Raw genomic sequence first — 24,165 nt, forward strand, 5'->3', positions numbered from 1 at the left:
CCTCGCCGACACTTCTCGCCCGCTCGGCGACTCGCGCGCGGCATGTCCCTCCCGCTCGGCGCCCCGGTCCACCCGGCCCCGCTCGACCGCCCGCCACCCGCCGGCTGCCGGCCGCCCCCTTCCCGTCGCGAGACTTGCCGCGCGACTTCCCCACGGACGGCAGGTCGTGCGACATGAGCGTCAGCGCGCGGCAGGTCGTGCGACGACAACGCCCCTGCGGTCCGCCCCGTGCCGCCCTGCACTGCCCGGCACCCGCGCGCGTTCCGGTGCCACGACATGCCGCCGGCGATCGTTCCCGTCGCAGGACGTGCCGTCACGGGCGGAACTGAGCGGCAGGTCGTGCGACGAGAACGCTCCGACCAGCCAGGACAGCCAGGACGCCCGGACACCCGCCGGACTACGCGCCGAGGGTGCTCTCGCGGACGACGAGCGCCGGGGTGACGGCCGTCGACGCCGGACTCCCACCCGCCACGAGGTCGAGCAGCGCCCGGCCCGCGATGCGACCGAGCTCGTCGAGCCGCAGGTCGACGGTGGTCAACGGCGGCCTCGAGGCCAGCGCCACCACGTCCCAGTCGTCGTACCCGGTCACCGCGACGTCGCCCGGCACCGTCCGCCCGGTCTCGCGCAGCCGGTCGCAGACGCCCCGGGCGATCTGGTCGTTCCCGCACAGCACCGCGTCCACCGCGGCCGGGCTCCGGTCGAGCAGGTCCACGGCCTGCCGCCCCCATCGCTCGGACCACTCGCCGTGCATCGGAGCGCCCACCATCCGCTCGCCGAGCACCGGAGCGGCGCCTCGTGCCCGGTCCACCGCGGACCGCGCGTCCTCTGGCCCGGTGACGACGGCGACCCGCTGCCGTCCGAGTCCGAGCAGGTGCGCGGCCGCGGCAGCAGCACCGGCGGCGTCGTCGAGGGTGACCGACACGTCGGACGGGTCGGTCGAGGGCGTCAGCGCGTAGACGACAGGGACCGGCACGGGGACCTCGATCGGCGGACGGGCGTCGGCGGACCGACCGGTGACGACGATGCCGTCGACACCCCGGGCGACGAGCGAGCGGAGGTAGTGGGCCTCGCGGACGTGGTCGTCGCGGGTGTCGCAGACGAGCACCATCATCTCGCCGGCGGACAGGGCGTCCTCGGCGCCGAGCAGCACCGGCATGGTGAACCGTCCGAACGAGTCGGTCGTGATCATGCCCACGGTGAACGTGCGGCCGGACGACAGGGCTCGCGCCCGTGCGTCACCGACGAAGCCGAGCTTGTCGGCGGCGTCCTTCACCCGACGACGGGTCTCGTCGCGCAGCTGCCCGGTGTCGTTGAGTGCCTTCGAGGCGGTCCCGATCGACACCCCGGCGAGCGCCGCGACGTCGGTGATGCGGACGGACCGGTTCGGGTGATCGACGGCCACGGCAAGGTCCTTTCCGACTCGGAGGGCTGGCCCGATGCTAGCGCGGAAGGCTCTTGTGCACGCCCGGACGGTGCCGTAGCGTCGTGGACGGAAAGCGCTTTCCGAACGGACGGCCACCAGTCAGACGCAAGGAGGCGCCATGACCACCACGACCGGCACCACGACCGACACCCCCGCGACCGGGCGCCGCGTGCGGACCGCGACCCCGGCCCTCCCGACCGCGGCGGCGCACCTGTCGTGTCGGCCGCTCCCGGCCGGAGCCGCGCGCATCACCGGGGGCTCCTGGGCCCTGCGCCAGGACCGCAACGGTCGCGACGCCGTCCGAAGCGGGTACGAGCGCCTCCGCGCCGCCGGGAACTTCCGGAACCTCCGGATCGCCGCCGGCGACGAGCAGGGCGAGGTCGTCGGGCCGGTCTTCATGGACTCCGACGTGACGAAGTGGCTCGAGGCCGTCGCGTGGGAGTACGGCCGCGCCCCCGCCCAGGACCTGCTCGACCTGCAGCGCGAGGTCACGGCCCTGTACGCCCGGGCGCAGGCCGCGGACGGCTACGTCGACTCCGTGCAGCAGGTGCGCGGGAACGGCGAGCGCTACGTCGACCTGAAGTGGAGCCACGAGCTCTACTGCGCCGGACACCTGTACCAGGCCGCCGTCGCACAGCACCGCGCGACCGGCGACACCGGGCTGCTCGACGTCGCGACGAGGAACGCCGACCACCTCGTCGCCACGTTCGGGCCCGGCGACGACCGCACCCAGGACATCGACGGGCACCCGGTCGTCGAGACGGGCCTCGTCGAGCTGTACCGCGAGACCGGGGACCGCGCCTACCTCGACCTGGCGCACTGGTTCGTCGACGCCCGGGGGCACGGCATCATCGAGCGTGCCGGCGGCGAGCCGACGTACTTCTCCGACCGGGTCCCGGTCCGCGAGGCCACCACCGTCGAGGGCCACGCGGTCCGCGCCGTGTACCTGGCCGCGGGTGCCGTGGACGTCGCGATCGAGACCGGTGACGCCGAGCTCCTGGCGGCGAGCGAGCGGCAGTTCGCGGACATGCAGGCGACCAAGGCGTTCATCACCGGGGGCCTCGGCGCCCGCTGGGACTGGGAGGCGTTCGGCGACCCGTACGAGCTCCCGACGGACCGCGGCTACGCCGAGACCTGCGCGGCGATCGGCGGCGTCCAGTGGGCGTGGCGCCTGCTGCTCGCGACCGGGAAGCCGGTCTACGCCGACGCGATCGAGCGCCTGCTCTACAACGCGTTCCTGCCCGGGGTCAGCCTGGCGGGCACGGAGTACTTCTACGTCAACCCGCTGCAGCACCGCGACGGCGCCCACCGGGACGAGAACCGCTCCCCCGCCCACGGGCGCCGCGGCTGGTTCGACTGCGCCTGCTGCCCGCCGAACATCATGCGCACGTTCGCGAGCCTCGACGGCTACCTGGCGACCGCGACCGAGGACGGCCTGCAGGTCCACCAGTACGCGGACGCCGACCTCGGCCCGGTGCGCGTCGCCACCGGGTACCCGCACGACGGCCGCGTGGTGGTCACGGTCATAGAGGACGGCCCCCTGGCACTCGGGCTGCGCATCCCCGCGTGGTCGGACGCCACCACCGTGACGACCCCCGACGGCACCGCGTCGCCGGAGCCCGGCACCCTGCACGTGGTCGACCGCGATTGGTCGGCTGGCGACACCGTCGAGCTCGCCTTCGACACGACACCGCACCGGTACGTCGCGGATCCCCGCATCGACGCGGCGCGCGGTCAGGTCGCGATCGAGCGCGGCCCGCTCGTCTACGCCGTCGAGCAGGCCGACCAGCAGGGCTTCACGGTCGACGACCTGACGGTCGACGCCACCGCGCCCATCACCGAGGAACGTCGCGACGACCTGCTCGACGGCGTCGTCACGCTGCGCGTGCCCGGGTACGCACCGTCGCGGCACGAGCAGGCGGCGTGGCCGTACCGACGGATCGACCGACCGGGAGGCGCGACCCACCCCGCCGACGCGGCCGCCGCCTCCGACGTGGCCGGCCCCACGACCGCAGCCGGTCCCACGGACGCGGCCACGGGCCTCCAGGCCGGACCGCCCGTCACCGCGGTCGCCGTGCCGTACTACGCCTGGGCGAACCGCGGCCCGGCGCCGATGCGCGTCTGGCTCCCGCTCGCCCGCTGAGGCCGACGCTCAGGTCGAGCGGCGCACCACGAGCTCGGGCAGCAGCAGCGTCTCGTCGCGGGGTTCCCCCTCGACCACGGCGCGCACGGCCTCGAGCACCCGCTGCCCCATGGCCATGAAGTCCTGTCGCACGGTGGTGAGCGGCGGGGTGAAGTGCGCCGCCTCGGGGATGTCGTCGAACCCGACCACGGCGATGTCGTCCGGCACGCGGAGCCCCTCGTCGGCGAAGGCGTGCAGCACCCCGAGCGCCATCTGGTCGTTCCCGGCGAAGACCGCGTCGACCGCGTGCACGTCGATCGTCCGCGCCGCCGCGAACCCGCTCGCCGGGGTCCAGTCGCCGTCGAGCACGACCGGCTCGAGACCCGCCTCGCGCATGATCCGACCGTAGCTCTCGCGGCGCACCTCGGACTCCTGCGAGACCGCGGGCCCGGCGATGTGCACCACCCGGCGGTGCCCGCGGGCGAACAGGTGCTCCATCACGAGTCTCGTACCGGCGGCCTGGTCGATGGCGACGGCGGCGACACTGCGCGCGGCCGGGGTCCGGACGGCGTCCCGCTGCACGGCGTTCGCGACGACCACGGGGACGGTGACCGGGATCGTCAGCGACGCGAGCGCGTCCAGCACGCGGTTGTCGGCCGCGACCAGCACGATCGCGGCGACGTCCTGTGCGAGCAGCGTGGTGAGCGCCCCGGACAGGTCGACCGGCCGGGGGTCGTCCGGCAGCGTCGAGAGCAGCACGTGGTAGCCCGCCGACCGAGCGGCCCGTTCGAACCCGACCGCGGTGCTCGACGGTCCGTACAGCGCGTCGCCGGCGGTGATGATGCCGAGCGCGCGGCTGCGTCCCCCGGCGAGGGCCCTGGCGGCGGCGCGGGGCCGGTACCCGAGCGCGGCGACGGCGTCCGTCACCTGCGATCGGTAGGCGTCGCGGACGGTGGGGTCGCCGTTGATCACGCGGGAGACGGTCTGGTGCGAGACACCGGCGCGCTCGGCGACGTCGAAGATCGTCGGGGCCTTGCGACGTCTGCCGCCGGGGCCCCCGAGCGCGGTCGTGGTGGTCACGTCGCCGAGCGTACCGTCCGGGCCGCTCCGCGAGGCAAGATCCCGAAACGGTCACGACGAGTTGACACCCCGGTACGGAACCCTCAGTATGTGAGCGCTCACACGAGCGAATCCCACGGGGCACAGCAGCCCCAGCACCCGAGCGCGTCGAGGACGACGCGAGAGGAACAGAGGTACTTCGATGATGAAGCGCAGGATCATCGCGGGGGTCGCGGCCCTCGGCATCGCGTTCTCCCTGGCAGCTTGCTCGGCCGGCGGCCGTGCGGCGAGCACCGGCGGCGGCGACACCGCGGACGGCAACAAGGGCGCCCTGGTCGGCGTCGCGATGCCGACCAAGGTCTCCGAGCGGTGGATCAAGGACGGCAACGCCGTCAAGAGCGACCTCGAGAAGGCCGGCTACAAGGTCGACCTCGAGTACGGCGACAACAAGGTCCAGCAGCAGGCCCAGCAGGTCAGCAACATGATCACCAAGGGCGCGAAGGTCCTGATCATCGCCTCGATCGACGGTGGCGCGCTGTCCGACCAGCTCGACCAGGCGGCGAAGGCCGGCATCAAGGTGATCTCGTACGACCGCCTGCTCACCGGCAACAAGAACGTCGACTACTACGTGTCGTTCGACAACTACAAGGTCGGCGTCGACCAGGCCACGTCGCTGCTCACGGGCCTCGGCGTGCTGGACGAGAAGGGCGAGAAGACCGGCAAGAAGGGCCCCTTCAACATCGAGGTCTTCGCCGGCTCGCTCGACGACAACAACGCCGGGTTCTTCTTCAACGGCGCGATGGACACCCTCAAGCCGTACCTCGAGGACGGCACGCTGAAGATCGGCTCCGGCCAGGACCAGCTCTCGCAGGCCGCCACGCAGCAGTGGGACCCGGCGACCGCCAAGGCCCGCATGCAGAACCTCGTCGCGTCGACGTACTCCGGCGGCACGAAGCTGGACGGCGTGCTCTCGCCCTACGACGGCATGTCGATCGGCATCATCTCGGCCCTGCAGGGCGCCGGCTACGGCTCGGGTGACCGTCCGCTCCCGGTCGTGACCGGTCAGGACGCCGAGGCCGCCTCGGTCAAGTCGATCATCGCGGGCCAGCAGTACTCCACCATCTACAAGGACACCCGCAAGCTCGCGAAGCAGTCCGTGACGATGGCCGAGGACCTGCTCTCCGGCAAGACCCCCGAGGTCAACGACACCAAGAGCTACGACAACAAGGTCAAGGTCGTCCCGACCTACCTGTTCCAGCCCACGGTGGTGACGAAGGCCAACTACAAGGAGGTCCTCGTCGACAGCGGGTACTACACCGAAGCCGACCTCAAGTGACGGTCACCGACTGCGGGACAGTGCGGCTCTCCGGCACCGAAGCCGACCTCAAGTAGGACGCAACCATCCACAGGACTGGAGGCGCGGTGCACCCCCGCACCGCGCCTCCAGTCCGTCTCCACCCGCGCCCACGCGCGGACGACGGAAAGGCGGTCCACATGGCGGACACCATCCTCGAGATGCGGGACATCACCAAGACCTTCCCCGGTGTGAAGGCGCTGCAGGGCGTCTCGATCGAGGTCGAGCGCGGGCAGGTCCACGCGATCTGCGGCGAGAACGGCGCCGGCAAGTCGACCCTGATGAAGGTGCTGTCGGGCGTCTACCCGCACGGCTCCTTCGACGGCGAGATCCTGCTCGACGGCCAGCCGGTGCAGTTCGGTGACATCAACGACTCCGAGAAGGCGGGCGTGGTGATCATCCACCAGGAGCTCGCACTCAGCCCGTTCCTGTCCATCGCCGAGAACATCTTCCTCGGCAACGAGCGCGTCAAGGGCGGGCTCATCGACTGGAACCAGACGAACCTCGAGGCGGCGGCGCTGCTCAAGCGCGTCGGGCTCAAGGACAACCCGGTCACCAAGGTCACGGACATCGGCGTCGGCAAGCAGCAGCTCGTCGAGATCGCGAAGGCGCTCTCGAAGGAGGTGAAGCTCCTCATCCTCGACGAGCCCACCGCCGCGCTGAACGACGACGACTCGGAACACCTGCTCGAGCTCATCCGCACGCTGCAGGCCGAGGGCATGACGGCGATCATCATCAGCCACAAGCTCAACGAGATCAAGGCGATCGCGGACAAGGTCACGATCATCCGCGACGGCAAGACCATCGAGACGCTCGACATGCACGCCGACGACGTGTCCGAGGACCGGATCATCCGCGGCATGGTCGGTCGCGACCTGTCCAGCCGGTACCCGGAGCGCGAGCCGAAGATCGGCGAGGAGCTCCTGCGCATCGAGGACTGGACCGTCCACCACCCGCTCGACGGGTCGCGCGAGATCATCCACCAGGTGAACCTGAACGTCCGCGCGGGTGAGGTCGTCGGCATCGCCGGGCTCATGGGCGCCGGCCGCACCGAGCTCGCGATGAGCGTCTTCGGGCACTCGTACGGCACCGGCATCTCCGGCACCGTCTACAAGCGCGGCGTGCCGATCAAGACGAACACGGTGACCCGGGCGATCGACAACGGCATCGCCTACGCCACCGAGGACCGCAAGCGGTACGGCCTCAACCTGATCGACGACATCAAGCGGAACATCTCCGGCTCGGCGCTCGGCAAGCTCGCCGACTGGGGCTTCGTGAACGCGTCGAAGGAGACCACGGTCGCCGGCGGCTTCCTGAAGAGCATGAACATCAAGGCGCCGAACGTCGACGCCGTGACGGGCAAGCTCTCCGGCGGCAACCAGCAGAAGGTCGTCCTGTCGAAGTGGATGTACGCCGACCCGGACGTGCTCATCCTCGACGAGCCGACCCGCGGCATCGACGTCGGCGCGAAGTACGAGATCTACACGCTCATCAACGACCTGGCCGACCAGGGCAAGGGCGTCATCGTGATCTCGTCCGAGCTGCCCGAGCTGCTCGGCATCTGCGACCGCATCTACACACTCTCCGAGGGCACGATCACGGCCGACGTGCCCCGCTCCGAGGCCACCCCAGAGGTCCTCATGCAGTACATGACCCAGGAACGGGAGACCCCTGTCAATGAACGCGCTTAAGTCCGCCGTCGGCTACCTCACCGGGCAGCTCCGACAGATCGGCCTGTTCATCGCGCTGATCGTCATCGTCATCTTCTTCCAGGTGGCGACGAACGGCATCACCCTGGCCCCGATCAACGTCTCGAACCTGATCGTCCAGAACAGCTACATCCTCATCCTCGCCATCGGCATGGTGATGGTCATCATCGCCGGCCACATCGACCTGTCCGTCGGGTCGGTCGTCGCCTTCAGCGGCGCCATGGCGGGCGTGATGATCACCCAGTGGGGCCTCCCCTGGCCGATCGCGGCGCTCCTCTGCCTCGTCGTCGGCGCGCTCGTCGGTGCGTGGCAGGGCTTCTGGATCGCGTACTTCGGGATCCCGGCGTTCATCGTGACGCTCGCGGGCATGCTCGCGTTCCGCGGCGCGACGCAGATCGTGCTGCAGAACCAGCAGATCTCGCCGTTCCCGGAGGGCTTCCGCTCGCTCGGCTCCGGCTTCCTGCCGTCGTTCGGCACCACGGGCTACGAGCCGCTCACGATGATCCTCGGCATCGCGGCCGCCGCCGTCATGGTGATCGCCGCGTTCCGTGGCCGCATCACGCGTCGCAAGTACCAGCTCGAGAGCGAGCCGTTCGCCTGGTTCATCGTGAAGACGGCCTTCGGCGCCGCGCTCGTGATCTACGTGGCGCTGCTGCTCGCCAGCTACAACGGCACCCCGATCGTGCTCGTCGTGCTCGGTCTGCTCGTCGTCGTCTACTCGGTGGTCATGCGCAGCTCGGTGTTCGGTCGCCACGTCTACGCGATCGGCGGCAACGCCCTCGCCGCGCAGCTGTCCGGCGTCAAGACGAAGCGCGTCACGTTCCTGCTCTTCGTGAACATGGGCGTCATCGCGGCCCTGGCGGGTGTGGTCTTCACGGGTCAGCTCAACCTCGCGGCCCCGGGTGCCGGCAACGGCTTCGAGCTCGACGCCATCGCGGCCGTGTTCATCGGTGGCGCTGCCGTCACCGGCGGCATCGGCACGGTGCCGGGCGCGATCGTCGGTGGTCTGATCATCGGCATCCTGAACAACGGCATGTCGATCCTCGGCGTCGGCACGGAGTTCCAGTCCCTCATCAAGGGCCTGGTGCTGCTCGCCGCCGTCGCGTTCGACGTGTTCAACAAGCGTCGGGCGGCGTCCGCGCGCAAGTAGGACTGGCTCTCTTGCCCCGAGACTCGGGCTGAGCGACACATCTCGCGCCGGTCGGCGCGAGAACGGTCGCCCAGCCCGAGTCTCGTTCTGTACGCGGAAGTGTCAGGCAGTCAGGACGGCCCAGCCGGCGGCCGGGAGGCGCAGGGTCCCGTCCCGCAGGTCGCCGGCGCCCGCCTCCACCCGCGTCGCGTCGGCCGCGGGCACCTCGACGGGGTCGTCCGCCAGGTTCAGGGCGGTCACCACCGCCGCGTCCGCGGTCGCCGTCCGCAGCACCACCGCCGTGTTCGTCAGGTGCACGACGTCGGTGTGCGCGCGGTGCAGCCACGCGTTCCGGCGACGCAGGGCGATCAGTGCCTCGTGCACGTGGGTCAGGTCGGTCGGTGCGGGCGGGGCGGCCGGGAGCTCCGGGCGGACGGCGTCGTCGCCGCCCTCACGTTCCTCCTTGACCGCCGTCCAGCCGTACTCGTCGCCGGCGTACACGACGGGCGTCCCCGCGACCGTGAACAGCACCGCGGCGGCGTGCCCGGCGAACCGCTCCCCCACCGCGCTCGCGATCCGGGTGACGTCGTGGTTGCCGACGAAGGTCGTGGGCACGAACGTGGCGAGCAGGGCGTCGTGGCGCTCGACGGCGTGCGCGAGCTCGAAGCAGTTCCGGTCGGCGATCCCGTGCCAGACCGCCTGCCACAGCTCGTACTGCGTGGTGGAGTCCATCGTCGACGCCTCGACCACCTCGGCCGCGTCACCGTGGATGACCTCGCCGCTGGACCAGGCGTCCGGGAACCGCTCGCGCACCCGTGGCAGCACCCGCGCCCAGAACGCCGGCGGGACGGCGTACGCCGCGTCGAGCCGCCACCCGTCGATCCCGCGGTCGAGCCAGTACGTCATCACCTCGACCACCAGGTCCTCCGCCGCCCGACCGTCGTGGTCGAGGGCGACGAGGATGTCGTGCCCCTCGAAGTCGCGCACCGGTACGCGTTCGCCCTGCTGCCAGTCGGTCTGCTCGAGGGCGAACAGGTCGGCCGTGGACGCACGGGGACCCTGCTCCTCGAGCGCCCGGAACGCCGGGTGCTCGCGCCCGACGTGGTTGAAGACGCCGTCGAGCACCACGCGGACGCCGCGCTCGTGTGCCGCGTCCACGAGCGCCACGAGGTCGGACTCGTCCCCGAGCCGCGGGTCGACCCGGAAGTGGTCGACCGTGTCGTAGCCGTGCGTCGACGCCGCGAACACCGGGCCGAGCAGGAGCCCGTTCAGCCCGAGTCCCACCACGTGGTCGAGCCACGGCACGAGTCGCTGGAGGCGGTGGTCGACCGGACGGTCGTCGACCGGGGTGGTCGGACGGACCTCGGCGCCCACCGCGCCGAGCGGGTAGACGTGCCACCACATCGCGTGCTCGACCCAGGCGGGTTCCTGCGGGCGGGAGACGTTCGGGTGAAGGGTCACCACTCCGATCGTGCCAGCCGACCCTGGGCTGTGGGTCGTGTCGGACCGCAGGACCAGGATGGGCGCATGGGACGAGCGATCAGGACCGCCGCGGACGCCTCGGCATCGCAGGAGGCACACGCAGATCGGACCTGCGCGTCCTGCGGTCGTCGGATGCCGTCGTCCGCCTCCCCCGATGCCAAGTGGTGCTCGGCGGCGTGCCGGAAGCACGGGGTCGACGACACCGACCGCGCACTCGAGCAGCGGATCGACGAGCTGCTCGCCGCTCGTGCACGGACGTCGAGCATCTGCCCGTCGGAGGTCGCGCGGTCCCTCGAGCCCGACGACTGGCGGCCCCTGATGGAGCCCGCACGACGGGCAGCGCGTCGCATGGTCGCGCGGGGCGAGGTCGAGATCACCCAGAACGGCAGCGTGGTCGACCCCTCGACCGCCAAGGGTCCGATCCGGATCCGACGACCCCGGTAGGGAACACGTGTCGCCCGTGGACGTTGCACCACCACGATGACGAACACGACCGAACCGACCCCCGCCCGTCCCGAAGCCCTCGTCGTGGGTGCCAGCGGCATCACCGGCTCCGCGCTCGTCGCCCACCTGCTCGCGCTCGGGTGGGACGTGACCGCGCTCTCCCGGCGTCCGCTCGCCCGTGACGGTGTCCGCACCGTCGCCGCGGACCTCCGCGACCCGGACTCCCTGACGTCGGCACTCGCGGGCGAGCGGCCGACGCACGTGTTCTTCACCGCGTGGCAGCGGCAGGAGACCGAGGCCGAGAACATCCGGGTGAACGGTGGCATGGTCCGCGACCTGCTCGCCGCGCTCTCGCACGCCCCGCTCGCCCACGTCGCCCTGGTCACGGGGCTGAAGCACTACCTCGGCCCGTTCGAGGCGTACGCCGCCGGGGAGATGCCCGACACGCCCTTCCACGAGGAGGAGCCGCGCCTCGACACCCCGAACTTCTACTACGCGCAGGAGGACGAGCTCTTCGCCGCCGCCGAGCGTCAGGGGTTCACCTGGTCGGTGCACCGCTCGCACACCGTCATCGGGTACGCGGTCGGCAACGCCATGAACATGGGTCTGACCATCGCCGTGCAGGCCACGCTCGCGAAGGAGCTCGGCCTCGACTTCGTGTTCCCGGGCAGCGAGGCGCAGTGGAACGGCCTCACCGACATGACCGACGCCGGCATCCTCGCCGAGCACATGGTCTGGGCGGCCACCAGCCCCGAAGGCGCCGACGAGCCCTTCAACGTCGTGAACGGCGACGTCTTCCGGTGGCGGTGGATGTGGCCGCGACTCGCCGCGCACCTCGGTGTGGACCCGGCGCGTGTGGTCGGGTACCAAGACCGTCCCCGGCCGCTCGAGGAGCAGATGACCGAGCACGAGGGTGCGTGGGCCGGCATCGCCGAGCGGTACGGCCTGGTCGAGTCCGACGTCACGCGTCTGGCGTCGTGGTGGCACACCGACGCCGACCTCGGACGCGCCATGGAGGTCGTCACCGACATGGGCAAGAGCCGCGAGGCGGGCTTCACGGCGTTCCGCCGCACCGAGCGCGCCTTCACCGACCTGTTCGATCGCTACCGTGCCGAGCGTCTCGTCCCGTAGCCGTACCCCGACGGACCCGACCGGGGTACGCGAACCTCCGACCGGGCCGCGAGTCGGGCCGGATGCCCTGGTTGTCTCGGTGACACAGACGCCGGGAGCCCTCGGCGGTTCCCGGAGGAAGGAAGACACCATGTCGCTCGGAGACAAGGCCAAGGACGTCACGCAGAAGGTCGCCGGCAAGGTCGAGGAGGCCGTCGGCAAGAAGACCGACGACGCCGAGCTCACGCACCAGGGCCAGAAGGACCAGGTCATGGGCGAGGGTCGCCTCGACAAGGAGAAGGCCAAGGACGCGTTCGACGGCAAGTGAACGTCGACCACCGCTGACGCCCGTACCGCTCGTCGGTGCGGGCGTTCGCCGTGTTCCGGCGCGTCACAAGACGCCGGCGGACGGGAAGTGGTGCGATATCATGCCGCTACCAATGAAGGACGTGTATGCCAGCTCGGATTCTCGTCATATCTGACCTACACGCGCACGTAGGGCAGCAGAGTGACTCGGCTCCCTCAAACCTTTCTTTCGCCGCGGCAGGGGGTCAGGGGGACGCGCTGCTCGAGGAGTGCGCATCGATCGTGAAGGACGCGTTCGGCGAAGTCGAGGTCGTCCTCGTACCCGGCGATCTGACCGATAAGGCCGACCCGAACGCGCTTACTCGAGTCTGGGAGAGATTGAACGCCGTCGCGGCGACGCTGCAAGCTCAGCTTGTGGCGACAGCCGGCAATCACGACTACGACAGCCGCGGCAACCCAGAAGCAAACCCAAAGGGGTCGCTCCAGGAACTACGACCCCTATTTCCCTTTGATGACCGCGCTGCGCAGGCGAGTTTCTTTGCCTATAATTACTGCCAAGTGGAAACCGACAACTTCCAATTCCTGGTTCTGAACTCGTCGGCACATCACGGCTATAAAGTTGGCGGGGCGGAAGAATTTGAGCATGGCCGCATCGATTCGACGACGCTCAAGGAATTGCGTTCCGATCTCAACGAGCCAGTCGAGCAGAAGAAGCGTCTTCTAGTTCTGCATCACCACATCGCGCAACTCCCTGGCCTCGATCATGCCGAAATGAGCATGCTCCGCGAGGGGGACGAATTGATGAGTTTTCTGAGCGATGCCGCTCCATGGATGGTGATACACGGACACAAACACCGTCCGTATGTGCAATGGGCTCCAGGGAATTCATTGTCTCCCCTCCTCTTCTCCTCAGGTAGCTTCTCGGCGAACATGGGCGGAGGAGGATGGGGGGCTCAAGTCAGGAATCAATTCCACGTCATCGAATTCGACGACGAGATCGATGAAGCTCTTGGTATCGATTTCGGCGGCACGATATTCTCATGGAGTTACGCCGGGTTTGGCTGGCAGACGGCACCAGCGGAGCACATTTTGCCGCACGAGAGCGGATTTGGCTTCCGCGGCTCCCTGACCGCTTTAGCGCGCCGAATGCGCAGCGCGCTTGGGAGCACTAAGCGACTCAGCGCTGAGACCCTCAACGAAGCATTTCCTGTACTCAAGTATGTCAATGCCTTCAATATCGATGCACTAACCAAGCTTCTTCGGTCTGGCTCTCCTTCGGTCATGGTCACGTTGACGCCAGCGGGAAGGATTGAGGAGGTCGAGCTTGACTAGCGTAAACCCTGAGCACACAAGGCCGACATCAGCTTTCGCGTTCAACGCGGTGAAACTTTCGCCGCGCCAAGTTGCGGACACCTTCATCGCGCCTCCCGCCTTTGCAGACCTAATCGCCTCGGCCAACGCGGTCTTGACTGGCCCACGGGGCGCAGGCAAGACCACGTTACTAAAGATGCTTCAATCCGAAGCATTAGAAAACTGGCCAGATGCCGAAGCAGACGCCCTCGGGGCGGAGTTCAACGCGATCGGCGTGTTTGTCGGCGCCGACCGCCTCTGGACCGATCAACTCAGAACTGCGCCGATCGAGATAGCCGAAGCAGTTGCCACTGGTGCATACGCGTTACACATCGCTCGCAGTCTCGCCGCGGCAATCGAATACTCTGTACGCGACCATCGCTCAGACACGTTCCGCGAGCACGGCCGATACAAGCTCGACTCTGATCAGGAGCGAGAACTGGCGCAGTCCTTCCGATTTGCGTTTGAACTTCCCGGCAGCGGAACCAGCTTAAGCAGTGTCGTTAGGGCGATTGCTCTCAGACTTGCGGAACTGGGCAACCTTCGCAATCAGCCCGAGAGATTACTGACGACCGCATGGTTGAAGGTCGATCCTATTGGTGCAGCCGAAGCGGTAATCTCGGTCTTCAACTCTCTTGTTCACGCACCGCAGCAGCGTTGGGCCCTACTTTTCGATGAGATGGAATTGGCTCCCGTCTCTCTAGTTGAACACCTGATGCGTCGTCTTCGAGCTGGGCCCCAGCTCATCGACTTCAAGCTTTCGATGGCGCCAATCAGTCCCGAGGCGAGCCATCTCGGCGGAACACATGGCGCGATTAGCGGGCAGGACTTCGAATCGATTTCCCTAGTCGGCAACGGGAGGCTTGCCGACACCTCCTTCACGACGCGACTGTTCGAAGAATACCTGGCTCGCATGTCCGACGTGCGCGGAACCTCCTTACACAGGATACTCGGTGAGAGCTTTTTCGACGGCCGAGACGCGTTTAATGCCTCCGAATCGCGTCCTCGGCTGAGCGGCCACGCATATGCAAAAGACGGCCCGGTTTTGCAAAGCATGCGCGCTCTCGCCGCTCGGGATCCAAGTTTTGAGGGTTATCTAGGGAAGCGCCGAATAAATTTGGATGACCTTGATAGTCTCCAGGGTACCGCGCGCGCGGCCACAATCCGCAAAATCCGAAACATCGTCGTTGCGCGGGAATACTTCAAAGGTGTCAACGGTCGCAGATCGAGAAAAACTTACGAGATCTACACAGGCGCCAATTCGTTAGTGAGCTTCCCAGATGGGAATCCCCGCATGGCACAGGTGCTTATCCGCGAAATTGGGCTTGCCTTGCAGTCAAGCCTGAATGGTAAAGTTGGCCTTACTGCTCAATCCGAAGCCATCGAAGCGACGATGGATCGATTTGTGGGCCTGGTGGAAGCGCAGGAAGCCCTGGAGTTCAGTGGCGGAACAATCTCAGTCCTGAATCTGATTGACGCCGTAGGCAACGCTCTTGTTTCACGCCTGATTGATCTGCCTTTCAGTGCTGACGTCCCGGCAGGCGTGTATGTTGACTCGCAAGTCGATACGAGGCTGCTTCCTCTCGTCGAACGCGCGGTCAACGTGGGTGCGCTAGTTCCTGCTCGCACCGACAACGGGTCGCTCAACAGCGAGGTGTCCGGCGCGAAGCTGCGGCTGAACTACCTACTTTCTCCCCGGTTCCACCTTCCGTTCCGTCAAGGCAAGCTTTTGGCGATGTCCACCGTCTTGCACGAGGCGCGTTTGCAACTTGAACAGGGCTCTCAAAAGTCAACGACGACGAGGGCGCCAATGAAATCGCACCGTGATCGAATACAACCACCTCAACTCGATGTCCCAGGAGGCTTCGACTGATGCGACAGGAGCCTCAGCTTTCGGTCAATCGAGCTCAGTTCACCTCGTCAGAACGATTTGATCGCCTAGTCGCGGTCGTTGGATATGAAGAGCGCGCAAGTACCGCATATAGGAGTTTGACCAATTCTGTCCGAGACGTCACTGCTTTCGACTACCAGAACTCGGGCATTCTCAGCTATGATTCTAATCGTGATATCTTCGCGTCGGCTTGGTCGACGAGCAACCCAATCGAGCTCATGCATCAACTTCAGTCCGACTACACAAACGATCGGAATAAGGCCACGGTTGCGCCCTCTGCCGTAATGGCGGGAGGCGTTCGCTGGCTGATTGATATCTCGTGCATGGACCGGGATATTCTCGGCAGTATCGTTCGATTTGCGGCAGACAACTTCAAAGATACGGATGTATTGCGTTTCGTCTACTCCCCTGCAGCGTTTTCGGAGGATATGCAGGGCGACGTCGATAATCCGCGAGTGAATAGACCTGTTCAAGGGCTCGAAGGATGGCCCGCAGACCCCAGTCAGGAGCTTCATGCGATCGTCGGGCTCGGTTTTGAACGCACGCTGGCCCTGGCGGCCGTTGAAACTCTCGAGCCCGGAAAAGCCTTGTACTTTCATCCTCAAGGTTTTGATCGTCGGTACGATGCCGAGTTCGAAATGATCAACCGGGGTCTATTCATCTCGGAGTTTGATTCGATGCGAAGTTATTCGCTCTCGGAACCGCTATCCCTCTACCGCATGCTTGAGAACTACACGAGCGCTCTCGCGCACAGAGTGCGGATAGTTTTTGTGCCACTTGGCCCCAAAGTGTTTGCTCTGGCGTCGATGCTGGTGGCGGTCCAATACCCGAGCACCTGCAGCGTTTGGCGTGTTTCCCCTGGGCCGGAGCGACGACCGACCCAGCGAAGGGCACTAGGGCCCCTGATAGCAGTAGACGTACGAGTTGGCGTGCCGGACAATTGACCCTTAACAAAGACTCGCTCTTGATCGAATCGCGCCGCGCAAAGCGGGATGTTCGACCGTTCCTTCGATGGGCGGGCTCGAAGCGTCGACTGCTCCCGCAGTTAGTGCCGCACCTTCCCGAAACTTTTGACAAATACTTCGAGCCCTTCTTGGGCGGCGGTTCCTTGGCGACACTTCTGCAACCCAGCGCCGGAATTCTGTCGGATAAGAGCGCTGAATTGATCGAGACCTGGCAGACCGTGGCCGCGTCCCCTCGTGAAGTTGCCGAGAAGCTCCGCGCGTGGCCCTTGCAAAAGGAACATTACTATCGCGTCAGAAGTGAAACACCTTCTGGTCCGATATCGAGAGCAGCACGTTTCATTTATCTCAACCGCGGGGCATTCAATGGTCTTTACCGGGTGAACAGCCAGGGACGCTTCAACGTTCCGTGGGGTGCTCCCAAATCGTCCACGGTCGTACACGATGGTTTGCTTGAGGCCGTTTCTATCTGGCTGCGTGATTCAGAGTTGAAAGTGCTATGCGCCGACTTCGAAACGGTCATGGGAGCTGCGGAAGCAAATGACCTTGTTTTCGCTGATCCGCCTTACCACGCAGTGCGTCCGGATGGCAGGGACTTTCGCCACTACAACCACGAGTTATTTTCCTTCGAGGACCAAGTTCGCCTTGCAGAAGCGGCGCGTGCTGCCCGTGATCGCGGCGCGACAGTCTTAGTCACGAATTCCGCTTCCGCGCAGATAGCGGCGCTTTACAATGATTTTCGGGTAGTAAGTCTTACGCAAACCTCAACTATTGCCGCTTCCTCTGCGCGACGACAAACTGTCATTGAATACCTTTTCGTTTCGACTTGACAAGTTGAGCGAAAGCATCAGGTCCGCTCATCGACCGGCTCAGAACGCGTAGCGGATGCGGCAGGACGGCAGGTGCTCGGCGACGAGCTCGCGGAAGCGCTCGACGAGCTGCCCCTTCATGCCCGAGCGGTAGCGGACGTTGACGGCACCGTTCTGCGAGACCTTCTGCTCCTGCAGGTCCGGGCGCCAGAGCAGGTCCTCGGCCTTCGGGTGCCAGCCGAGGTTGACCTCGTGCAGGGGCTGGTTGTGCGTCAGGAAGATCACCTCGGCCGCGAGCTGTGCCTTGGCCGCGGGTTAGAGGACGTCGTCGACCTGGCGCAGCAGCTCGGCCCAGTCCGACTCCCACGTCGGTGTGAGGATCACCGGCGAGAAGTTGAGGTGCACCTCGTACCCGGCGCCGACGAAGTCGTTCACCGCGGCGATGCGTTCGGCGATCGGGCTCGTGCGGATGTCGGTGACCTTCGCGGTCTCGTGCGGCATGAGCGAGAACCGGATGCGCGTGCGACCCATGGGGTCCCAGTCGAGCAGGTCGCGGTTGACGTACTTCGTCGCGAAGGAGGCCTTCGCCGTGGGGGTCATCCGGAAGAGATCGCAGAGGTCCCGCACGTTGTCGCTGATCATGGCGTCGACCGAGCAGTCGCTGTTCTCGCCGATGTCGTAGACCCAGGCGTCCGGGTCGCACTGGTTCGGCTCGGTCTTCGGTCCCTGCTTCGCGATGTTCCGAGCGACGTGCTTCGTGATCTGCTCGATGTTCGCGAAGACCGTCACCGGGTTCGAGTAGCCCTTGCGCCGCGGCACGTAGCAGTACGCACACGCCATCGCGCAGCCGTTCGCGGTCGAGGGGGCGATGAAGTCGGCGGAACGACCGTTCGGTCGGGTGACGAGCGACTTCTTGACGCCGAGCACGAGCGCCTCGGTCTTGATGCGCACCCACCGCTGCACGTTGCGCTCGTCGCCGTGCACCTCGGGGATGTTCCAGTGCGACGCCACGGGCACGATCTCTGCGTCGGGCCAGCGCCCGAGCACCTCCTGCCCGCGCGGGAGCTCGAGAGCGGCGTCCTCGGCGTAGATCCGCCGGACGTCGAGCATGGGTCGCACGCGTGGTCCCGTCATCGACACCTGTCTACCGTCGACCACCGACGGTGCAGACTCGGGAGCATGCCCGCCGAGCCCGACGACCACTTCTTGGTCGTCGACGGCCGCCGGTGGCGTCGCACCGACCCCGCGCTGCCCGAGGACGTCGCCGCTGCGCTCCGCTCGCACCTCGGCCGCGGGCGCAACGCCGTCAAGCAGGCGAAGCGCGCCGGCGACGAGGACGCCCTCGCCGCCGCTCGGCACCGGAACGGCCTGGCGAAGCACGGGCTCGGCGAGCGGGGGCCCGAGTGGTGGACCCGCCCCGAGGCCGACCGGATCGCCGACGCCGAGCGCGCCCTGGCCGACCTCGACGCCCTGGACGCCTGAGTCCGCCTGAGTCCGCCCGGTCCCTCCCAGAACACCCGCGATGGGAAGCGAGAACGGGCGTACCTGGTCGATCCGTCCGACCAGCTACGCCCGTTCTCACCAGGTACGCCCGGAAGTGCCCGGAAGTGCCCGGTGCCCGGCGCCGGAAGACGCGCCCGCGTCAGGCCTCGGTGTGGCCCAGGTCGGGCTCGAGGAGCATGCACACCGAGCGGGACGCCGCGGCGTGCAGCTCGAACACGACGACCTCGTTCCGGCCGGCACGGAGCACCGGCCCCGGCACGGCCAGCGTCCGCTGCGGCCCCCGCGACCAGTACCGCCCGAGGCAGAACCCGTTCACCCAGGCGACACCCTTGCGGAAGCCGTCGAGCGACAGGTAGCGGTCCTCCGTGGACGTCAGGTCGAACGATCCGGCTGCGAGCACGGGACCAGCCAGCACGTCGCCGTCGGTGGAGGGCAGTGCGGCGAGCTGGTCGACCGCCGCCGGCGCGATCGGGTCGAGCGCGAGCGGCGCCGCCGACCACCGGGCGAGCGGCACACCGTCCACCGCCACTCCCCCGATCAGCCCCTTGGGCTCGCCGATCCGGGGGCCGTAGTCGACGCGCCCCTGGTCCTCGACGAGGAGCTCCAGCGTGCCGGTGACCGGCGGGAGCGCGATCGCCCGGTCGTGGTGCTCACGCTCCAGGACGCCGACGACCACGCCGTTCACCGAGACGACCGCACGGTCGCGGACCTCGGTGCCGACGGTCAGGACGCCGCCGGCCGGCAGGTCGACCTCGGTCCGGTAGAGCACGAAGCCGCTCGCTGCGCCGAGGGCGTCGAAGGTCGGCGGCTCGTCGTGCGCCGACCACTTGGTGAGCGCGGGCAGCAGGGACCGGAGCGACGCGACCCGCTCGAGGCGGACCGCGACGTCCGCGGCGGGCGCAGGGCGCGCCTCCAGGCCGGCGACCGACGCGGCGGACGCACTCGACGTGTCCGACGCACCCGACGGGGCCAGCACACCCGACGCACCCGACGCGGCCAGCACACCCGAGCCACCCGGCTGCATCGACGCCGGGAGCGGCGGGACGGGCGCGTAGCGCTCGATGACCGACCGGAAGGCATGGAACTTCGGCGTGGGCCGGCCGGCCTCGTCGAGCGGGGCGTCGTAGTCGTACGACGTCGCGATCGGCCGGTACACGCCCTTGTCGTTCGCGCCGTTCGTGAAGCCGAAGTTCGTGCCGCCGTGGAACATGTAGATGTTCACCGAGCCGCCGGCCGCCAGCAGGTCGTCGAGGTCCGACGCCGAGGCCGAGGCGGGCGTGGTGTGGTGGTGCTCGCCCCAGCTGTCGAACCAGCCGTCCCAGAACTCCGAGCACATCAGCGGTCCGGTCGGCTGCGCCTGACGGAGTCGCTCGAGCCGCTCCGTGGAGCGGGACCCGAACGAGCCGGTCTTGTGCAGCGACGGCAGCGAGCCGTCCTCGAGCATGGTGCCCATCGGCTGGTCGACGCTCGTGAAGGGCACCGTCAGCCCGATGTCGCGGTGCATCTGCTCGAGCGCACGCAGGTACGACGCGTCGGAGCCGTACGCGCCGTACTCGTTCTCGACCTGCACGAGCACGATCGGCCCGCCCTGGTCGACCTGCCGCGGCACGAGGACCGGCGCGAGCTGCTCGAGGTAGTCGCGCACGGCGGCCAGGAACCCGGGCTCGTTCCGCCGGACCCCGACGGTGCCGTCGGCGAAGAGCCAGTAGGGCAGACCGCCGTTCGACCACTCGGCGCAGATGTAGGGACCGGGGCGGACGATGGCGTGCATGCCCTCCTCGGCGACCAGGTCGAGGAAGCGGCCGAGGTCGAGCCCGCCCTCGAAGCTGAAGGTCCCGGGCTGCGGCGCGTGGGCGTTCCAGGCGACGTAGGTCTCGATGGTGTTGAGGCCCATCAGCTTCGCCTTGCGGATCCGGTCCTGCCAGAGGTCCGGGTGCACGCGGAAGTAGTGGATCGCGCCGGACAGGACCCGGTGCGGCTCGCCGTCGAGCAGGAAGTCGGTGTCGCCGATGGCGAAGCGCATGGTGTGTCTCTCTCGTACGACGGGGCCGTGCGGACGTGGTGTCCGCACGGCCCCGGGGTGTGGGGAACGCGGGTGTTACTTGCTCTCGACCGTGAAGCCCTGGTCCTTGCCGTACTTCACGAGCGCCTTCTGCCAGGCCTCCAGGCCGCCCTCGAGCGAGGTGCCGTTCTGGTAGGACTGCCCGACGGTGTCGGCGTAGACGCTGTTCGCGTACACCTGGTACGGCAGGTAGGTGAAGTCGTTCGCCGAGGTCTTCGAGGCGTCGACGAGGACCTTGTTGATGTCCTGGCCGCCGAAGTACTCCGGCTTCTCGTTCAGGAACGAGCTCGAGTCGAGGTCGGCGGTGGTCGACGGGAAGCCGCCGGACTGCATGAAGACCTTCGTGGACTCCTCCGACGAGTTCAGCCACTTCAGGAAGCCGGCGGCGAGGGCCGGGTTCTTCGACTGCTTCATGACGACCTGCGAGCTGCCGCCGTTGCTGGCCGTCTGGGCCTTGCCGCCGTCGTAGGTCGGCATCGGCGCGACGCGCCAGTCACCCTTGGCGTCCGGCACGCTGGCCATCAGGTTGCCGGGCATCCAGGCACCGGTCACCATCGTGGCGATCTCGCCGTTGCCGAGCTGCTTGTACCAGTCGTCGGTCCAGCCGGTGGTCTTCGACAGCAGGCCCTGCTCGACGAGCTGGTCCCAGGTCTTCGCCCACTTCTGCGTGCCGGCGTCGTGCAGGTCGATGGTGATCTTGTCGCCGTCGGTCGTGAACGGGGTGCCGCCGGCCTGGGCGATCATGCTCGTGGTGAAGCCGGCGTCGCCGGAGTCCGCCGCGATGTACTTCGACGGGTCCGCCTCGTGCAGCTTCTTCGCCGCAGCGACGTACTCGTCCCACGTGGTCGGCACCGTGATGCCGTACTCGTCGAAGACCTTCTTGTTGTAGAACAGCGCCATGGGGCCGGAGTCCTGCGGCAGGCCGTAGACCTTGCCGTCCATCGCGACGTTGCTCCAGGTGCCCTTCGAGAACTTGCTCTCGAGGTCGTCGAAGCCGTACGACGACAGGTCGACGAGCGAGTCGGACAGGGCGAACTGCGGCAGCGCGTAGTACTCGACCTGGGCGACGTCGGGCGCACCCGAGCCGGCCTTGATCGTGTTCTGCAGCTTCGTGTACTGGTCGGCGCCGGTGCCGGCGTTGACCAGCTTGACCTTCACCTTCGGGTACTGCTTCTCGAACGCGGCGACCTGGTCCTTGGCCGAGGGGGTCCAGGACCAGTAGGTCAGCGTGCCGCCGTCCTTCAGGGCCTTGTCGATGTCGTCCGCCGAGCCGCCGGCGGAGCTGCCGGACGCGCAGGCGGTCATGGCGATCGCGGCGGTGACGCCGATGGCGAGGGCGCTGAGCCCGCGCCGGAGACGCTTGTTCATGGGTTGCCTTCCACTTCTTCGTGATCTGGGGCTGGGGTGTGGTGCTGCTGTGTCCGGTCGCGAGGCGCGTGGCGGGCTGCCGGCGTGCCTGGCGTCCGGTAGGTCAGGCCTTGACGGACCCGGCCGCGAGGCCGGACTGCCAGAAGCGCTGGAGGAAGAGGAACGCGACCACGATCGGGATGATCGTGAGGAGCGATCCGGTGACGACGAGGTTGTAGATCGGCTGCGCGCCGGAGCCGGTGGCCTGCGCGTTCCACTGGTTGAGGCCGACCGTGAGCGGGTACCACTTCGGGTCGCTCAGCATGATGAGCGGCAGGAAGTAGTTGTTCCAGGTGGCGACGACCGCGAAGAGCAGGACGGTGACGACGCCGGGGGTGAGGAGCTTCAGCGCGATGGTGAAGAAGATCCGGAACTCGCCGGCTCCGTCCATGCGGGCGGCCTCGATGAGCTCGGTCGGGATTGCGTCGATCGCGTAGGTCCAGATGAGGTACATGCCGAACGGACTGATCAGCGACGGCAGGATGATCGCCCACGGGGTGTTCGTCAGGCCGAACTGCGAGAAGAGCAGGAAGGTCGGGACGGCGAGCGCGGTACCGGGGACGGCGATCGCACCGAGGACGACGGCGAAGACCGCACGACGGCCGGGGAACTGGAACTTCGCCATGCCGTAGCCGGCGACCGTGGCGAGCAGGGTCGCGCCACCGGCACCGACGACCACGTACAGCAGCGTGTTGCCGAGCCACTGCATGAAGATGCCGTCGTTGTAGGTGAGCGTGTCGACGATGTTCTGCCAGAGGTTGAAGTCGCCGCCGAACCACAGGCCGAACGTCGACAGCAGCGACGCCTGGGTCTTCGTGCTGTTCACCAGCAGGTAGAACAGCGGCGCGAACGAGTAGACGACGAAGACGACCATCACGGCGGTCAGGAGACCGGAGCGCTTCACCTTGCGTCCGTCGACCGGCTTGCCGGCGCGACGCGACCGGGAGGCGCGGGTCGCCCGGTCGCGCGGGTCACGCTGGGTGGTGGTCGCCTCGGTGACCGTGGCCGGGCCGGTCCCACCGGCGGGTCCGGTCGCGGGGTGCTGCAGGGTGCTCATCGGTTCTCCTGGCGGGTTCCGCGGACCTGGACGACGTAGGCGATCACGGCGGTGATGACGCCCATGACGATGGCGACGGTGGCGGAGTAGTTGAACTGCTGGCCGCTGAAGGACAGCGAGTAGGCGTACATGTTCGGGGTGAAGGCGCTGCCGATGACGTTCGGGGCGAGGGTCTTCAGCAGGTTCGGCTCGTTGAAGAGCTGGAAGCTGCCGATGATCGAGAAGATCGTCGCGATGACCATCGGGCCGCGCAGGGCGGGCAGCTTGATCGAGAAGACGGTGCGCAGCGGTCCGGCGCCGTCGAGCTCGGCGGCCTCGTACAGCTCGCCGGGGACGACGCGGAGGGCTGCGTAGAAGATCAGCATGTTGTAGCCGAGGAACTCCCACGTGACCACGTTGCCGATCGACGTGAGGACCCAGGTCGGGCTGAACGGCTGCAGCAGGTCGATGCCGAGCGCGCTGTTGGCGGCGCCGGTGAGGCCGAACTGGTTGCCGTAGATGAAGCCCCAGATGAGGGCTGCGACGACGCCGGGGACCGCGTACGGCAGGAACACCGCGATGCGGAAGAACCCGGTGCCCCAGAGCCGTGCGCTGTCGAGCGCGAGGGCGGCGACGAGGGCGAGGCCGAGCATGATCGGCACCTGCACGACGAGGAACAGCGCGACGCGGCCGAGGCCCTCCCAGAACTGGGCGTCCTGGAACAGCTGCACGTAGTTGGCGAACCAGACGAACTGGTTGCCGCCGATGAGCTGGTCGCGGAACAGGCTCAGCCAGAGCGCGTAGCCGATCGGCACGATGAGCATCGCCACGAGGACGACGACGAAGGGGCCGACGAACAGCCAGCCGGTGTACCGCCCCCGGACCTTCGGGCGGCGAGCGGTCGGCCGTGCCGGCGGTGCCGCCTCGGCCGGGCGCGCTGCGAGCGTGCTCATGTGACTCCCTTGTCTGCTGCGTTCGGGTTCCGGACCGTGCACCTTCCGGTGCGT

General features: G+C 67.7%; 21 protein-coding genes. 12 read left to right on the forward strand and 9 right to left on the reverse strand.

Annotated elements, in window-relative coordinates; translation table 11 throughout:
* Positions 1 to 397 precede the first annotated feature (397 nt).
* Entirely contained in the window at positions 398 to 1,402 is a 1,005-nt protein-coding gene (locus tag ACIPEQ_RS10405) for a LacI family DNA-binding transcriptional regulator (RefSeq protein ID WP_402715079.1), read from the reverse strand.
* 139 nt (positions 1,403 to 1,541) lie between these two features.
* On the opposite strand from ACIPEQ_RS10405, the gene ACIPEQ_RS10410 reads away from it, so the two are divergent.
* A complete protein-coding gene (locus ACIPEQ_RS10410) occupies positions 1,542 to 3,566 on the forward strand; it encodes a glycoside hydrolase family 127 protein (RefSeq protein WP_402715080.1) in 2,025 nt (674 codons plus the stop codon).
* A 9-nt stretch (positions 3,567 to 3,575) separates the two neighbouring features.
* On the opposite strand, the gene ACIPEQ_RS10415 is transcribed toward ACIPEQ_RS10410, so the two are convergent.
* Positions 3,576 to 4,625: a substrate-binding domain-containing protein gene (locus ACIPEQ_RS10415; protein WP_402715081.1), complete on the reverse strand. Its 1,050-nt coding sequence runs from the start codon at positions 4,623 to 4,625 to the stop codon at positions 3,576 to 3,578.
* A 181-nt stretch (positions 4,626 to 4,806) separates the two neighbouring features.
* On the opposite strand from ACIPEQ_RS10415, the gene chvE reads away from it, so the two are divergent.
* The 3 genes from chvE to mmsB all read left to right on the forward strand — a co-directional run bounded on the left by chvE (position 4,807) and on the right by mmsB (position 8,817).
* A complete protein-coding gene (gene chvE / locus ACIPEQ_RS10420) occupies positions 4,807 to 5,940 on the forward strand; it encodes a multiple monosaccharide ABC transporter substrate-binding protein (RefSeq protein WP_126891470.1) in 1,134 nt (377 codons plus the stop codon).
* Positions 5,941 to 6,098: 158 nt separating this feature from the next.
* Entirely contained in the window at positions 6,099 to 7,649 is a 1,551-nt protein-coding gene (gene mmsA / locus ACIPEQ_RS10425; protein WP_402715082.1) for a multiple monosaccharide ABC transporter ATP-binding protein, read from the forward strand.
* On the forward strand, positions 7,636 to 8,817 hold the full coding sequence (mmsB, locus tag ACIPEQ_RS10430) for a multiple monosaccharide ABC transporter permease (RefSeq protein ID WP_402715083.1): 1,182 nt from the start codon (positions 7,636 to 7,638) through the stop codon (positions 8,815 to 8,817). The genes mmsA and mmsB overlap by 14 nt, the downstream gene beginning before the upstream one ends.
* A 102-nt stretch (positions 8,818 to 8,919) precedes the next feature.
* Here mmsB and ACIPEQ_RS10435 read toward each other — a convergent pair whose 3' ends face one another.
* Positions 8,920 to 10,200 (reverse strand): alpha-amylase family glycosyl hydrolase, encoded by a 1,281-nt coding sequence (locus ACIPEQ_RS10435; protein WP_402715257.1) that lies wholly within the window; start codon positions 10,198 to 10,200, stop codon positions 8,920 to 8,922.
* 123 nt (positions 10,201 to 10,323) lie between these two features.
* On the opposite strand from ACIPEQ_RS10435, the gene ACIPEQ_RS10440 reads away from it, so the two are divergent.
* The 7 genes from ACIPEQ_RS10440 (at position 10,324) to ACIPEQ_RS10470 (ending at position 17,171) form a co-directional block, all read left to right on the forward strand.
* Positions 10,324 to 10,722 (forward strand): DUF3253 domain-containing protein, encoded by a 399-nt coding sequence (locus ACIPEQ_RS10440; protein WP_402715084.1) that lies wholly within the window; start codon positions 10,324 to 10,326, stop codon positions 10,720 to 10,722.
* 36 nt (positions 10,723 to 10,758) lie between these two features.
* Positions 10,759 to 11,853, forward strand: a complete 1,095-nt coding sequence (locus ACIPEQ_RS10445) for an SDR family oxidoreductase (RefSeq protein ID WP_402715085.1) — start codon at positions 10,759 to 10,761, stop codon at positions 11,851 to 11,853.
* A 130-nt stretch (positions 11,854 to 11,983) separates the two neighbouring features.
* Positions 11,984 to 12,160 carry a CsbD family protein gene (locus ACIPEQ_RS10450; protein WP_126891475.1) on the forward strand — a complete coding sequence of 59 codons (177 nt, stop codon included), beginning with the start codon at positions 11,984 to 11,986 and terminating at the stop codon, positions 12,158 to 12,160.
* 125 nt (positions 12,161 to 12,285) lie between these two features.
* The gene (locus ACIPEQ_RS10455) at positions 12,286 to 13,470 is read left to right on the forward strand and encodes a metallophosphoesterase family protein (RefSeq protein ID WP_402715086.1); all 1,185 of its coding nucleotides are present in this window, start codon (positions 12,286 to 12,288) and stop codon (positions 13,468 to 13,470) included.
* Positions 13,463 to 15,361 carry a hypothetical protein gene (locus tag ACIPEQ_RS10460; protein WP_402715087.1) on the forward strand — a complete coding sequence of 633 codons (1,899 nt, stop codon included), beginning with the start codon at positions 13,463 to 13,465 and terminating at the stop codon, positions 15,359 to 15,361. The genes ACIPEQ_RS10455 and ACIPEQ_RS10460 overlap by 8 nt, the downstream gene beginning before the upstream one ends.
* Positions 15,361 to 16,323, forward strand: a complete 963-nt coding sequence (locus ACIPEQ_RS10465; RefSeq protein WP_402715088.1) for a hypothetical protein — start codon at positions 15,361 to 15,363, stop codon at positions 16,321 to 16,323. The genes ACIPEQ_RS10460 and ACIPEQ_RS10465 overlap by 1 nt, the downstream gene beginning before the upstream one ends.
* Positions 16,324 to 16,343: 20 nt before the next feature.
* Positions 16,344 to 17,171, forward strand: coding sequence for a DNA adenine methylase (locus ACIPEQ_RS10470; RefSeq protein ID WP_402715089.1), 828 nt, complete (start codon positions 16,344 to 16,346; stop codon positions 17,169 to 17,171).
* Positions 17,172 to 17,210: 39 nt separating this feature from the next.
* Here the strand turns inward: ACIPEQ_RS10470 and ACIPEQ_RS10475 are convergent, their stop codons facing one another.
* Positions 17,211 to 17,435, reverse strand: coding sequence for a hypothetical protein (locus tag ACIPEQ_RS10475; RefSeq protein ID WP_402715090.1), 225 nt, complete (start codon positions 17,433 to 17,435; stop codon positions 17,211 to 17,213).
* A 30-nt stretch (positions 17,436 to 17,465) separates the two neighbouring features.
* Positions 17,466 to 18,284, reverse strand: coding sequence for a spore photoproduct lyase family protein (locus tag ACIPEQ_RS10480; RefSeq protein WP_402715091.1), 819 nt, complete (start codon positions 18,282 to 18,284; stop codon positions 17,466 to 17,468).
* 45 nt (positions 18,285 to 18,329) lie between these two features.
* On the opposite strand from ACIPEQ_RS10480, the gene ACIPEQ_RS10485 reads away from it, so the two are divergent.
* On the forward strand, positions 18,330 to 18,632 hold the full coding sequence (locus ACIPEQ_RS10485) for a biopolymer transporter Tol (protein WP_402715092.1): 303 nt from the start codon (positions 18,330 to 18,332) through the stop codon (positions 18,630 to 18,632).
* A 160-nt stretch (positions 18,633 to 18,792) separates the two neighbouring features.
* Here ACIPEQ_RS10485 and ACIPEQ_RS10490 read toward each other — a convergent pair whose 3' ends face one another.
* The 4 genes from ACIPEQ_RS10490 to ACIPEQ_RS10505 form a co-directional block, all read right to left on the reverse strand.
* Entirely contained in the window at positions 18,793 to 20,676 is a 1,884-nt protein-coding gene (locus tag ACIPEQ_RS10490) for a beta-galactosidase family protein (protein WP_402715093.1), read from the reverse strand.
* A gap of 75 nt (positions 20,677 to 20,751) precedes the next feature.
* Entirely contained in the window at positions 20,752 to 22,083 is a 1,332-nt protein-coding gene (locus ACIPEQ_RS10495) for an ABC transporter substrate-binding protein (RefSeq protein ID WP_402715094.1), read from the reverse strand.
* 103 nt (positions 22,084 to 22,186) lie between these two features.
* Positions 22,187 to 23,179 (reverse strand): carbohydrate ABC transporter permease, encoded by a 993-nt coding sequence (locus ACIPEQ_RS10500; protein WP_402715095.1) that lies wholly within the window; start codon positions 23,177 to 23,179, stop codon positions 22,187 to 22,189.
* Positions 23,176 to 24,111, reverse strand: a complete 936-nt coding sequence (locus ACIPEQ_RS10505) for a carbohydrate ABC transporter permease (protein ID WP_066655681.1) — start codon at positions 24,109 to 24,111, stop codon at positions 23,176 to 23,178. Before ACIPEQ_RS10505 ends, ACIPEQ_RS10500 begins: the two co-directional genes overlap by 4 nt.
* Positions 24,112 to 24,165 lie beyond the last annotated feature (54 nt).

The sequence above is a fragment of the Curtobacterium sp. NPDC087080 genome (genome assembly GCF_044745105.1).
Lineage (GTDB): Bacteria > Actinomycetota > Actinomycetes > Actinomycetales > Microbacteriaceae > Curtobacterium.